General features: G+C 54.5%; 14 protein-coding genes and 1 pseudogene. 7 read left to right on the top strand and 8 right to left on the bottom strand.

The window, feature by feature from the left end; genetic code table 11:
* The first annotated feature begins 36 nt into the window (after nt 1-36).
* Entirely contained in the window at nt 37-1,512 is a 1,476-nt protein-coding gene (gene zwf, locus H7K52_RS06775) for a glucose-6-phosphate dehydrogenase (protein WP_003849222.1), read from the top strand.
* Between the two features lie 214 nt (nt 1,513-1,726).
* A complete protein-coding gene (locus tag H7K52_RS06770; RefSeq protein ID WP_008925358.1) occupies nt 1,727-2,365 on the top strand; it encodes a bifunctional 4-hydroxy-2-oxoglutarate aldolase/2-dehydro-3-deoxy-phosphogluconate aldolase in 639 nt (212 codons plus the stop codon).
* A gap of 34 nt (nt 2,366-2,399) precedes the next feature.
* Here H7K52_RS06770 and purT read toward each other — a convergent pair whose 3' ends face one another.
* A complete protein-coding gene (gene purT, locus H7K52_RS06765) occupies nt 2,400-3,578 on the bottom strand; it encodes a formate-dependent phosphoribosylglycinamide formyltransferase (protein ID WP_008925357.1) in 1,179 nt (392 codons plus the stop codon).
* Between the two features lie 165 nt (nt 3,579-3,743).
* On the opposite strand from purT, the gene H7K52_RS06760 reads away from it, so the two are divergent.
* A complete protein-coding gene (locus H7K52_RS06760; RefSeq protein WP_182629856.1) occupies nt 3,744-4,400 on the top strand; it encodes a tellurite resistance TerB family protein in 657 nt (218 codons plus the stop codon).
* Nucleotides 4,401-4,525: 125 nt separating this feature from the next.
* Entirely contained in the window at nt 4,526-6,589 is a 2,064-nt protein-coding gene (locus H7K52_RS06755) for a prolyl oligopeptidase family serine peptidase (RefSeq protein WP_182629855.1), read from the top strand.
* Here the strand turns inward: H7K52_RS06755 and exoX are convergent.
* Nucleotides 6,583-7,254: an exodeoxyribonuclease X gene (gene exoX, locus H7K52_RS06750; RefSeq protein ID WP_182629854.1), complete on the bottom strand. Its 672-nt coding sequence runs from the start codon at nt 7,252-7,254 to the stop codon at nt 6,583-6,585. The two genes, H7K52_RS06755 and exoX, sit on opposite strands and share 7 nt — an antisense overlap.
* The gene (locus H7K52_RS06745; RefSeq protein WP_008925353.1) at nt 7,251-7,484 is read right to left on the bottom strand and encodes a DNA polymerase III subunit theta; all 234 of its coding nucleotides are present in this window, start codon (nt 7,482-7,484) and stop codon (nt 7,251-7,253) included. Before H7K52_RS06745 ends, exoX begins: the two co-directional genes overlap by 4 nt.
* 151 nt (nt 7,485-7,635) lie before the next feature.
* On the opposite strand from H7K52_RS06745, the gene copC reads away from it, so the two are divergent.
* Genes copC through H7K52_RS06730 form a run of 3 tightly spaced genes read left to right on the top strand, consistent with a single transcriptional unit; the run spans nt 7,636 to nt 9,269 of the window.
* Nucleotides 7,636-8,013, top strand: coding sequence for a copper homeostasis periplasmic binding protein CopC (gene copC / locus H7K52_RS06740; RefSeq protein ID WP_078804482.1), 378 nt, complete (start codon nt 7,636-7,638; stop codon nt 8,011-8,013).
* 4 nt (nt 8,014-8,017) lie between these two features.
* Nucleotides 8,018-8,893 carry a copper homeostasis membrane protein CopD gene (gene copD, locus H7K52_RS06735; RefSeq protein WP_078804481.1) on the top strand — a complete coding sequence of 292 codons (876 nt, stop codon included), beginning with the start codon at nt 8,018-8,020 and terminating at the stop codon, nt 8,891-8,893.
* Between the two features lie 28 nt (nt 8,894-8,921).
* Entirely contained in the window at nt 8,922-9,269 is a 348-nt protein-coding gene (locus H7K52_RS06730; RefSeq protein ID WP_003849240.1) for a YebY family protein, read from the top strand.
* Nucleotides 9,270-9,566: 297 nt separating this feature from the next.
* Here the strand turns inward: H7K52_RS06730 and H7K52_RS06725 are convergent.
* The 5 genes and pseudogenes from H7K52_RS06725 to H7K52_RS06705 form a co-directional block, all read right to left on the bottom strand.
* Nucleotides 9,567-10,652 (bottom strand): annotated as a pseudogene (locus tag H7K52_RS06725) (tyrosine-type recombinase/integrase).
* Nucleotides 10,621-10,893 (bottom strand): excisionase, encoded by a 273-nt coding sequence (locus tag H7K52_RS06720; RefSeq protein ID WP_095707051.1) that lies wholly within the window; start codon nt 10,891-10,893, stop codon nt 10,621-10,623. Before H7K52_RS06720 ends, H7K52_RS06725 begins: the two are co-directional and overlap by 32 nt.
* A gap of 162 nt (nt 10,894-11,055) precedes the next feature.
* Complete coding sequence (locus tag H7K52_RS06715; protein ID WP_182629853.1) at nt 11,056-11,805, bottom strand: DNA cytosine methyltransferase; 750 nt, start codon at nt 11,803-11,805, stop codon at nt 11,056-11,058.
* A gap of 230 nt (nt 11,806-12,035) precedes the next feature.
* A complete protein-coding gene (locus H7K52_RS06710; RefSeq protein WP_259400641.1) occupies nt 12,036-12,248 on the bottom strand; it encodes a hypothetical protein in 213 nt (70 codons plus the stop codon).
* 65 nt (nt 12,249-12,313) lie between these two features.
* Nucleotides 12,314-12,583: a hypothetical protein gene (locus tag H7K52_RS06705; RefSeq protein ID WP_182629851.1), complete on the bottom strand. Its 270-nt coding sequence runs from the start codon at nt 12,581-12,583 to the stop codon at nt 12,314-12,316.
* Nucleotides 12,584-12,796 lie beyond the last annotated feature (213 nt).

Raw genomic sequence — 12,796 nt, 5'->3', positions numbered from 1 at the left:
ATCACCACCGGATTATCCTGCAACGAGGAGAGGAAAATGGCGGTAACACAAATAGCCCAGGCATGCGATCTGGTGATTTTCGGTGCCAAAGGCGATCTTGCACGCCGTAAACTGTTGCCTTCACTGTACCAGTTAGAGAAAGCGGGTCAGATCCATGAAGAAACCCGCATTATTGGTGTCGGCCGTGCTGAGTGGGATAAAGCGGAATACACCAAAGTGGTACGTGAAGCGCTGGAAACCTTCATGAAGGAGAAGATTGACGAAGCGCTGTGGGATAAACTCAGCAACCGTCTCGACTTCTGCAACCTCGATGTTAATGACACCACGCACTTCCCGAAACTGGGCAAGATGCTGGATCAGAAAAACCGCACCACCATCAACTATTTTGCGATGCCACCCAGCACCTTTGGCGCGATCTGTCAGGGCCTGGGCACGGCGAAGCTGAATGCCAAACCGGCGCGCGTGGTAATGGAGAAGCCACTGGGCACCTCACTGGAAACCTCTCAGGAGATCAACGACAGCGTTGGCGAATACTTTGAAGAGAGCCAGGTGTTCCGTATTGACCACTATCTCGGCAAAGAGACCGTGCTTAACCTGCTGGCGTTGCGCTTTGCTAACTCCATCTTCGTGAACAACTGGGATAACCGCACCATCGACCATGTGCAGATCACCGTGGCCGAAGAAGTGGGCATTGAAGGCCGCTGGGGTTACTTCGATAAAGCGGGCCAGATGCGCGACATGATCCAGAACCATTTGTTGCAGATTCTGACCATGATTGCGATGTCGCCGCCGTCCGATCTCAGCGCCGACAGCATCCGTGACGAAAAAGTGAAAGTGCTGCGCTCGCTGCGCCGCATCGATCAGACCAACGTACGTGAGAAAACCGTGCGCGGTCAGTACACCGCTGGCTTTGTGCAGGGCAAAAAAGTGCCGGGCTACCTGGAAGAAGAGGGCGCCAATAAAACGAGCGCAACAGAGACGTTCGTGGCGATTCGTGTCGATATCGATAACTGGCGCTGGGCAGGCGTGCCGTTCTACCTGCGTACCGGTAAGCGCTTACCGACCAAGTGCTCTGAAGTTGTGGTTTACTTCAAAAACCCTGAGATGAACCTGTTTAAGGATTCCTACTCAGAACTGCCACAGAACAAGCTGACGATTCGTCTGCAGCCGGACGAAGGTGTGGATATCGAGATCCTGAATAAAGTGCCAGGCCTCGATCACAAGCACAAACTGCAGACCACCAAGCTCGATCTGAGTTACTCCGAGACATTTAACCAGTCGCACCTCGCTGATGCTTATGAGCGTCTTCTGCTGGAGAGCATGCGCGGTATCCAGGCGCTGTTTGTGCGCCGTGATGAAGTGGAAGCCGCATGGACCTATGTCGATTCTATTATCGAAGCATGGGCTGCGGATGGCGATTCCTCCAAACCGTATCAGGCGGGCACCTGGGGTCCGGTGGCTTCGGTCGCGATGATCACCCGCGATGGCCGGTCGTGGAACGAATTTGAATAACTAAAGTGATGATAAAGCCCGCAACGCGGGCTTTTTTTTCGCCGTTAAACCGGGCCAGAGCATGCAGGTAAAATTGAACTGCTGTTTCAAAATGGTCGCAGGGTGATAGACGCTCAGGAAGCGGATCATGTATGGTAGTGACGCAATTTACAGGGCAGGAGCCGATGCTCCATGACCGGGTCATAATCCCGGTGTTATCAAGCAAGGGGAACTGATGAAAAACTGGAAAACGAGTGCTGAACAGATTCTGACCACCGGACCTGTGGTGCCGGTCATCGTGGTGAACAAACTCGAACACGCGGTGCCGATGGCGAAAGCACTGGTGGCGGGCGGTGTCAGAGTGCTGGAAGTGACGCTGCGCACACCGGTGGCGATGGATGCCTTACGGGCGATGATCAAAGAAGTGCCGGATGCGATCGTTGGTGCGGGAACCGTAATTAACCCGCAGCAGTTACAGGAAGTGACCGATGCCGGTGCGCAGTTTGTTATCAGCCCCGGCGTCACCGAATCGCTGTTGAAAGCGGCGGTTGACGGGCCGGTTCCGTTGATTCCGGGTATCAGCACCGTTTCTGAGTTAATGACGGGTATGGACTACGGTCTGCGCGAGTTTAAGTTCTTCCCGGCAGAAGCGAATGGTGGCGTTAAAGCGCTGCAGGCGATTGGCGGACCTTTCCCGCAGGTGCGTTTCTGTCCGACCGGCGGTATCTCCCCGGCCAACTATCGTGACTATCTGGCGCTGAAAAGCGTGCTCTGCATCGGGGGTTCATGGCTTGTGCCTAACGATGCGCTGGAAGCGGGCGACTGGGATCGCATTACCCGCCTGGCACGCGAAGCTGTGGAAGGCGCGAAGTAAGTAATGGCGGTGAGCATTTGCTCACCGCATAACGTCAACCCTGAACCGTGACCGCGGCTGCGCTGGCAACCGCACGCGCAATCGCCTGTTCGGTGCTATCACCGCTGGCGAGCGCCACACCAAGACGACGCTGACCGCTGATCTCCGGCTTGCCGAACAGTCGCAGTTGCAGCCCTGCACCCAGTGCTGCTTCGACATTCACAAACTGTACGTTCTGGCTGGTCAGTTGCGGCAGGATAACGGCGGAAGCAGATGGACCATACTGACGAATCCCGCCAACAGGCAGACCCAGAAACGCCCGCACGTGCAGCGCAAACTCAGACAGATCCTGCGAGATCAGCGTCACCATGCCGGTGTCGTGTGGGCGCGGTGATACTTCACTGAACACCACCTCATCTCCGCAGACAAACAGCTCAACGCCAAACAGACCATAGCCGCCAAGCGCCTTAACGACCTCTGCGGCAACATCCTGTGCCCGCTGCAGCGCCAGCTCACTCATCTGCTGCGGCTGCCATGATTCACGGTAATCGCCATCTTCCTGACGATGACCAATCGGTGCGCAGAAGTGAATGCCATCGACGGCGCTGATAGTGAGCAGGGTGATCTCAAAATCGAAGTTGACGACGCCTTCAACAATGACGCGACCGGCTCCGGCGCGACCGCCCTGTTGTGCGTAGTCCCAGGCTTTATCAAGCTGGCTGGCGTCGCGGATAAAGCTCTGGCCTTTACCCGATGAACTCATCACCGGCTTCACAATGCAGGGAAAGCCAATCTCTGCAGCGGCTTCGTCGAAGCGCGCCTTGCTGTCGGCAAAGCGATAACGGGAAGTTGGCAGTGACAACTCTTCAGCCGCCAGGCGACGAATGCCTTCGCGATTCATCGTGAGGCGTGCGGCACGGGCAGTCGGAACCACGCGCTGGCCTTGCTGCTCCAGTTCAACCAGGGTATCCGTGGCGATGGCTTCAATTTCCGGTACCACAAAATCCGGCTGCTCTTCCGCTATCAGCGCAGCCAGGGCCGCGCCATCCAGCATGTTAATCACATGGCTGCGATGGGCGACATGCATCGCCGGGGCATCGGCGTAACGATCAACCGCGATCACTTCCACCCCCAGACGCTGACACTCCAGCGCCACCTCTTTACCCAGTTCACCTGAACCCAATAGCATTACACGCGTCGCCGCCGGACGCAGTGCTGTTCCGAGAGTTGTCATACATTCCCCTAAGCAGTCAAAATTCGCGCGCAAGTATAAACGAAAACGTTTGCGTTCTCATCTTCCATCCTTGTGACACCGCTTTTTGCCGTACTTTTCCCGCTCTGACGTTTCCTGACATCCTTTTGGTCAGGATAACGGCTGACATCCTGAAAGGAGTGAACGATGAATAACTGGTTGCAACAGATTCAGTCGGTGCTGACAAAGAAGAGCGGTGAGAGCAATCCGGGCGGCGGCTTAAGTGACATGCTGGCACCCGGCGCGCTGGGCGGTCTGGCTGCGATGCTGATCTCCAGTAAGTCGTCGCGCAAACTGCTGACCAAATATGGCGGCAAAGCCCTGATTGTGGGAGGGGGTGCGGCAGCAGGCGCGGTACTGTGGAACAAATACAAGCAGCGGGTTAGCGAAGCGCATCAGAATGAGCCTGACTTTGGTGTGGCACAGACGCCCGTGGACCTGCGCGCTGAGCGTCTGGTCACTGCGCTGGTGTTTGCTACTAAAAGTGACGGGCATATCGACGATCAGGAGCGAGCCGCGATTGAGCAGAACATTCATCAATCCGGTTATGGTCAGGATGCAGAGCAACTGATTCAGAAAGCGATGAATCGCCCACTGGATCCGCAGTGGCTGTCGGCTGATGTGAAAAATGAAGAGGAGGCGCTGGAGCTTTATTTCCTGAGTTGTGCCGCTATCGACGTCGACCACTTTATGGAGCGCAGCTATCTCTCCGCCCTGGGCGACGCCCTGAAAATTCCTCAGGATGTTCGTGATGGCATTCAGCAGGACCTCGAGGCCGAAAAAGCCCGTCTGCCTGCCAGTTAAACCTTCGATTCTCCGCCAGCGGGTCACTGAAGATGTTCCGCTGGCGGCAGCTTCTCACCCTATGTCTGGCTTCCCGCTGCTGAAGTGTTACGCTTACAGATCATTACGTTGATGGAGACGGATGGATGAAAGCACCCATCGCAAAAAAAATACCCCACGAGATGACGCAGCATGGCGAGACCCGCGTTGATAATTATTACTGGCTGCGCGACGACAAACGCGAAAACAGCGAGGTTCTTGATTACCTCCGAGCCGAAAATAATTACGGCAAAAAAATCATGTCGTCGCAGCAACCGCTGCAGGACCGGGTGTTAAAAGAGATTATTGATCGGCTGCCGCCGGAAGATCACTCCGTGCCTTATGTCAAAAACGGTTACCGCTATCAGAGCCGTTATCAGAGCGGTAACGAATACCCGGCCTATTACCGTCAGCCTGCAGTAAGCGATGAATCGGGCGAGTGGAGCCTGCTGCTGGATGCCAATCAGCGCGCCTCGCACAGCGATTTCTACACCATGGGCGCGCTGCATATCAGCCCGGATAACCGGGTCATGGCGCTGGCGGAAGATTTCCTGTCGCGGCGGCAATATGGCATCCGGTTCCGTAACCTGGAAAGTGGCAGCTGGTATCCCGAAGTACTGAGCAACGCCTCATCCAGCTTCGCCTGGGGCAATGACTCACGCACCCTTTACTATGTGCGCAAGCACCCGCAGACGCTGCTCTCTTATCAGGTCTGGCGACACGAACTCGGTTCGCCGCAGTCCGATGATAAGCTGGTCTATGAAGAACGCGATGACACCTATCATCTCAGCGTGCACAAGAGCACCTCCAAGCAGTTCATCATGATTGCGCTCTACAGCACTAACACCAGCGAAATCCAGTTAATCGATGCGAACTTCCCTGATGCGCAGCCGCATGTGTTTTTGCCCCGCCGTCGCGATCACGAATACAGCATCGATCATTACGATCATCAGTTTTTCATTCGATCAAACCGTGACGGGAAAAACTTCGGGCTCTACCGCAGTCGCTATCTGGATGAGTCACGCTGGGAAACGCTGATTCCTGCGCGGGAACAGGTGGTGATGGAAGATTTTCAGCTGTTCCGCGACTGGCTGGTAGTGGAAGAGCGTCAGCGCGGCTTAACCAGTCTGCGTCAGATCAACTGGACCAGCGGCGAGACCAGCGGCATCGCCTTTGACGATCCGACCTATGTGACGTGGCTTGCTTATAATCCCACGCCCCGCACTAGCAAACTGCGTTATGGCTACTCGTCCATGACCACGCCGACCACGCTGTTTGAACTGGATATGGATACGGGTGAACGTCGCATTCTGAAACAGAGCGCGGTGAAAGGCTTTAACGCGGAAGATTACAAAAGCGAGCACCACTGGATCAAAGTCAGCGATGGCACCGAAGTGCCGGTCTCGCTGGTTTATCACCGCAAGCATTATCAGCCCGGTCAGAACCCGATGCTGGTCTATGGCTACGGCGCTTATGGCAGCAGCATGGATGCCGATTTCAGCGTCAGCCGTCTGAGCCTGCTGGATCGCGGCTTTGTCTATGCCCTGATTCAGGTACGCGGTGGCGGTGAGCTGGGACAGCAATGGTATGACGGTGGTCGTCTGCTGAACAAAATGAACAGCTTTACTGATTTTATTGAGGTGACGGATGCGCTGGTGGCACGCGGCATCGGCCACCCGGAGCGGCTTTATGCCATGGGCGGTAGCGCAGGCGGGCTGTTGATGGGCGGGGTGATTAACCTGGCACCAGAACGGTTCCACGGCGTGGTGGCTCAGGTGCCATTTGTGGATGTGGTTACCACGATGCTGGATGAATCGATCCCGCTGACTACCGGTGAGTATGACGAGTGGGGCAACCCCAATGATCCTGAATATTACCGTTATATCCGCCAGTACAGCCCCTATGACAATATCGAGGCGAAGGATTATCCCCATCTACTGGTCACGACTGGCCTGCACGACTCACAGGTGCAGTACTGGGAACCGGCCAAGTGGGTGGCGAAGCTAAGGTCGATGAAAACCGACAATAATCTTCTGCTGCTCTGCACCGACATGGATGCCGGTCACGGCGGCAAGTCCGGACGCTACAAAGCCTACGAAGGGATCGCGATGGAGTACACTTTCCTGCTCGGACTGGCGCAGGGTACCTTGCCGCCAGCCCAGGATTACTGAGATTCAGAGAGGTATTTATTCAGCGCCTGCCGCAATGGCGGGCGCAAATCACTGACATTATTGAGTACCCACTTCAGGTAGCCAGGATCTTTTCTGGCAATTACGGCAATCGCCTGGCCGCGATATTTGCCGAATGGCAGAATGTCGTCGCGCTGGGCCGCCGGTTGCGAACGCACAATCATTTCGGAGGCACTCCAGCCGGAGGTCTCCATGATACGGATCAGCAGCGCCGCCGTGACATAGCAGTCATACAGTGCGCGGTGCGCATGAAGTTCAGCGGGTGGCGTGACATCCAGCTTCAGCGAATGACGTAACGCCTGGTTGCCATATTTAATGCCCGGCCAGAGCTGGCGCGCCAGCTGCATGGTGCAGATCCATTCGCCGTACATTTCAGGCAGCATCCGCCGATCAAAACTGGCGTTGTGCGCGACATAAAAAGCGCTGCCGTAATAGCGTGGAATCGCCTCTTCAATCGTGGGTTTACCGGCGACCATTGCTTCGGTGATGCGATGTACAGCCATCGCCTGACGGCTGATCGGGCGGTCCGGTAGGGTCAAATCGCTCATTGGATTCACAATTCTACCGTCGACCACATCCACGGACGCAATTTCAACTACGCCGCCCTGCAGGCCGCAGGTTTCGGTATCAATAACGCGGAACATCATTGCTTCATCTTCGGTTCATAAGGAAGGCGCGACAGGCTGAGTGATGCCTGACGGTATTGCATCAGACGCTGACGAAACCAGTCACGCAGCGCTTCAGGCTGCTCCTGCGCCACCATCTCGGCGACGACCGGCATGTTATAGCGCTCTTTAAACGCCACGCCCGCGGCCGCCAAATCGACATTTATCTTGTCTTTCTCTTCCTGGGACAGCAATGCAAGGTTACGGCTCATAATTATCTCCTGACGATAGCCGGCAAAAGTAATGTTTTCGTCGGTCTGAATCAAGGATAAAGGATCGCATCGCTGGCCTCGACAGTGTAAAACCAGCAGCGTATCCTTTTGCCACGTTTATCGCCCTGGCGGCGGTTAAAAGGATGATCTTATGCAGAAAAAAACTATTTCCCGCATGATTATAGCAGTGACGGCAGCGGGCATGATGGCCTTCAGCTCGCTGGCGGGGGCGCATGCACACCTCCAGTCTTCTCTCCCGGCGGCTAAAGCGCAGGTCACGACATCCCCCGATGCGCTGACGCTGAACTTTAGTGAAGATATTGAAGCGGCGTTCAGTGGCGTGACGCTGCTGGACAGTGCACAGAAGCCCGTCGAGACCGCCAAAGCCCGTGTTGAGTCTGACCAGAAAAAACGCCTGATTGTCGGCCTGCCGCAGCCGCTAAAAGCGGGAAGCTATCAGGTTAACTGGCATGTGCTGTCGGTGGATGGACATAAAACCGCTGGAAGCTATCGCTTTAGTGTGAAGTAACCCGGTGACAACCCTCTGGATCCTGCTGCGCGCGCTGCATTTTACTGCCGTGATGTTGCTGACCGGCAGCGCCTGTTACAGTGCGCTGCTGGCGCCCAAACGCTACCGATCCCTGTTGGCGATTCAATTAAATCCGCTGGTGAAGGGGAGTGCCTGGCTGGCGCTGCTCAGTGCGGTGGCGATGCTGGCCTGCCAGAATGTGTTAATGAGCGGCACCAGCACTAACCTGACCGACATCGATATCTGGCTGGCAGTGTTGGGCACGCACTTTGGTGAAGTGTGGCAGTGGGAAATCATTTTCGGCGTGCTGGCTGTTGGCGCGCTATTACTGACCGGAAGCCTGCGTCAGCAGGTGTTACTGCTGGCTGGCGTTCTGCAACTGGCCTGCATGGCGCTGATAGGCCATGCTGCGATGCGCGATAGCTGGCCCGGCGATCTTCAGCAGATTAACCATGCACTGCATCTGATTGCGGCGACGTTCTGGGCAGGTGGATTACTGCCACTGTTGCTGTTGATGCGCGAGGCACGGCAGATTGATCGCCGCACCGATGCGATTCGCACTATGATGCGTTTCTCACGCTATGGTCATCTGGCGGTGGCGTTAACGCTGCTCAGCGGGGTGATAAACAGCGTAATGATCGCGGGCTGGCCGCTGATGTGGCACGATTCACGCTACGTTATATTGCTGCTGTGCAAAGTGCTGCTGGTTGCTCTGATGGTACTGGTGGCGCTGATTAATCGATACTGGCTGGTGCCGCGATTCCGCCTGGCGGGCAGCGGGGCGCAGCAAAAATTTATTCGCATGACGCAGCTTGAACTACTGCTGGCATGCGGCGTGGTTGGGCTGGTCAGCGTATTTGCCACGCTGTCGCCAGCCTGAATGTAGTTTAAGAGAGAAAAGGGTAGTTATGTTGCTGAAGAAAGTGATTCCCGCAATCCTGTTGTTATCCGTATGCGGCCAGGCGCTGGCGGCGCAAATCATTACCGTCAGCCGCTTTGAGATCGGTAAAGATAAGTGGCCCTTTAATCGTGAAGAGGTGATGCTGACCTGCGAGAAAGATGGTGCGATGTTTGCCATCAATCCGAGTACGCTGATGACATACCCGCTGAACGACATCGCTGACACACTGTTTAAAAACAAGCAGGTGAAAGCCCAGCCGATCAGCGTGATTCAGGCCGAAGACAAAGCCCATCCGGGCCAGATGATGAGCCTGCAGCCGATTATCGAACGCACTCAGGCGCTGTGCGGAAAATAGGCCTTTCGGGTGCAGCCTCGCGCTGCGCCCACTCTCCGAAATTTTGCCGTTGCGATCACAATCTGATCCAGTTTATGGCCCTGATTCCCGCGTTTGCTGGCATTTCCACCGCGCTGTTCTAATCTTAAATGGCAAGGCGACACCGCCTTCATAAATGCCAACTTTTAGCGCACGGCTCCTTGAGAGCCATTTCCCTGGACCGAATATAGGAATCGTATTCGGTCTTTTTTTAGTGCTATGAATTATATGGTATTTTTTGCAGTGGTTACGAAATCTCCCGAAATCACTATATCCAACCTATACCATCACATATTCCTGACCGCGTGAATCGAGATACTTTTTAGTCATAGAAAGATTTTTATGGCCGAGTAACCTTTGCGCAAAATCCTCTCCATTTTCCACTTCATACAGTCGGCTGGCAAGACTTCTGATTTCATGAAATGTCGGAGGGTTAGGGCCAAATTTAATTCCGCTTATTTCACGCGCTTCTGCAAATGCACCTGTGAGTGCATCTGGTGAAACCGGTCCCGGCTTCCTGCCCCCCCGACGGACTGCAGAATAAATCAGGTTATCCGATGGGTTATCCTTCCGGCATTCCTCTACGATCCCCTTCAGTGATATTCCCAGTTCTTTCAGCTCTAAATCCAGTGGCATCGCCAGCTTATGGCCAGTCTTGCTTTGTGTCACAAAAAGCCGCCCATCTCTGATCGCGCTGAAGGTCATACGCGTTACATCCTCCCGGCGCTGCCCTGTGAGCAGGCCGATGTTCATCGCATTCTGCAGCCAATCTCCCATGCTTTCAGCAGCCTTGCGGATAGCTAGAAATTGCTCAAGTGATAAGCGCTCGCGCCTGACTTCAGGTGATGGGGTTCTGGTTGGCTCTACAAGATTCCTGTCGATAATACCTTCAACAACAGCCTCGCGGAAAACATCCATCAGCAGCGATCGCAATGCAACCGCCATGCTGTGCTTTCCACATTGGACATACGATTCAAGGAAAACTGCAATATCACGCGTACTGATCGCGGTAATAGGCCGCCGACCGAACTCGACCTGAATGGTAAGCAACTGGTTGCTACGTATTTTCATGGTGCTTGGCTTGAGGTTGCGACGCCCCAGGATGACGTCGTACCGCTCAAGCCATTTACTCACTGTGAAATCAGGCGTCTCTTTAAGCCGATCGAGAAGGGCGGATGGTAGGTAGTTTTGTTCAATGTAGCTGTTCGCTTCGATAGCCTGAGCAACCGCGTCCTTGCGGGGTATCTTACCCAGTGAAATCTCCTGACCGGTCATAGGATTTCACCAGGAGTAAATCTGCTTCGTTTTACGAAACGTCAGGTTCCTTGGCAGATTAGCGTCGTACCGCTTTGGCCTGTTCGACATGTTTCAGTTTCTCCATCAGCGATCCCTTTTTCGGTGGCGCTACGTATTCTGGCCTGCGCTTCATCATCTTCTTGCGCGGGTCAACGTACACCGAATCCGGTTCGAGTTTGTATTCTTTTCCGTGAAGCTCCGGGCACGGATAAATCCTGCCCTCCCTGACCCAGCGGCGCAGGGTGGATAAAGAGGGCGGCTGCGAATATGTTGCCGACGCCCACTCCTGAAGGTTCATTAGCTTAGCCATAATTTCTCCTGCACTTTTTAACAGAACTTGTTCGCAAACTAACGCAAGTTTTCATTCGGAGCGACTTCTACTCCTTAAGCGACCAGCTCCAGACCAGCACGATGCAAATAAAAAAGGCGAGCCACAGAGTGAACTCGCCAGGGGAGATGTCGCGGATGGTGTTCATGTCTTGCTGCTCAGGATGTGGAATGCAATTGCTGCCACTCGTGGAACTTGCCCATTGCCAAGGGCTTTAAGTCTGTCCACCCCATAGGCCACATCATCAGCCACTCGACATAATCGGGGCAGGCGTTCAGGCCAGGCGTTTCTTCCCCGCCAGCCTCCAGGTGCTGCCAGGCTAGATAATCCTCGAGGTTGTGCCTGTGATCGCCAGTCCTCGCCCGACACCATGCTATTCCATGCCCGCCCATGCTGGCCCTTGGGGTAGGCAACAAGCCAGATTCTGTCGCGGTTATGGGACGCTCCGCACTCTGATGCTGAAATACAACACCATTCCGCATCGAGCCCCAGCGAGGCAATATCACCAAGGACCACGGCAAGTCCTCTTCCCACAAGCAGAGGTGAGTTTTCCAGCAGCACGTATTGAGGTCGAACCTCATCGACGATTCTTGCCATTTGCTTCCAAAGTCCGGATCGCTCTCCTGATATTCCTGCTCCGGAGCCTGCCGCTGAAATGTCCTGGCAGGGAAACCCGCCAGAAATGACATCAACAATTCCTCTCCATGGTTTTCCGTCAAAACTGCACACGTCAGACCAAATCGGGAAAGGTCGGAGAACTCCATCGTTTTGTCGTTGCGCCAGAACTTGTGCTGCGTATGCGTCACGCTCAACGGCGCAAACTGTTCGCCATCCAAGGAGGTGCCCGCCGAGTATTCCTCCGCCAGCGCCTGCGAAAAGAGCCAGCTCATTCATTTATTCCTCTCATTGTCTTATCTCCCTATCTACCTGCCGCACGTAATAGCTCAGCCACAGCTTTGCTGGAAACGTATTCGGCGGCAGTGCGGTGATTGATCTGGCGTGTTTGTCGAGAATGGCAGTGATGATGCGGTCGTGTTCTTTCTTGGGCCTGCCGTCTATGGCTTTGATGATTTCGCTCCTGCACTTACGCGCTACGGCCCTTAGCGCATTCTCAGCTACCGGCGTCACGCCACCCTGCGGTGCTGCTTAGCGCGCTCAATGCGCTGGAAATCCTCACAGCACTCTGGACAACAGAAAAAGCCTTTATCGACTGACTCCTCGCAATTGTGGCATGTGCCGGTAAAGGTCATTGTAGGCTTTGGCCGGTTAGCCAGGGCAATCTCAATCATCTGCTGCTCAAGCTGTGCAGCTTCATCTGCTGGGTCTGGAAAGTTCATAGTCATCTCCATTTTACAGGCAATAAAAAACCCCGCCGCGGCGAGGTTCGATGTGCTTACTATTTCTAGAGTCGATACTGCAATTTATGATGCGTGCACGCTACCTTAATAAACATCATGATAACTTCTTTTGATGCCCAACTCTTTTCAGCTAGCTGCCATGTCCACTTAATTATTTGCTCATAGGTTTCGCAAGCATCCAGTGGGATGTTGTAGTCGTAGTGGACGCTTACGACGATACAGCCATCACTGACCTTTACTTGCTCAGCTAGTAAGCGCTGCTTTTCGAACCACTCGTCAATCCCATCATCAGGCGTTTTAATTGAGCCCATCATTTTTCCTCCCTTTGATAAACCGGGTCCGATCCCCGTGGAAACTTCATCTACCTTTCAAGATAAAAGTTTAGCTGCGCAGGCAATAAAAAACCCCGCTTGGGCGAGGTTTCATTGTTTGTCTTTGTCGCGTTTATCCTGCTCTGGCTTCCATTCGAGTCCGCACATACCGCAGGACCATTTTCCGCCAGGGTTTTTGTTCGGCCCCCAGAAATT

The organism is Pantoea hericii, assembly GCF_014155795.1.
In the GTDB taxonomy this organism is placed as follows: Bacteria; Pseudomonadota; Gammaproteobacteria; order Enterobacterales; family Enterobacteriaceae; genus Pantoea; species Pantoea eucalypti.
The sequence above is the reverse complement of the archived record's forward strand: the minus strand, read 5'-3'. Positions and strand labels throughout refer to the sequence as shown.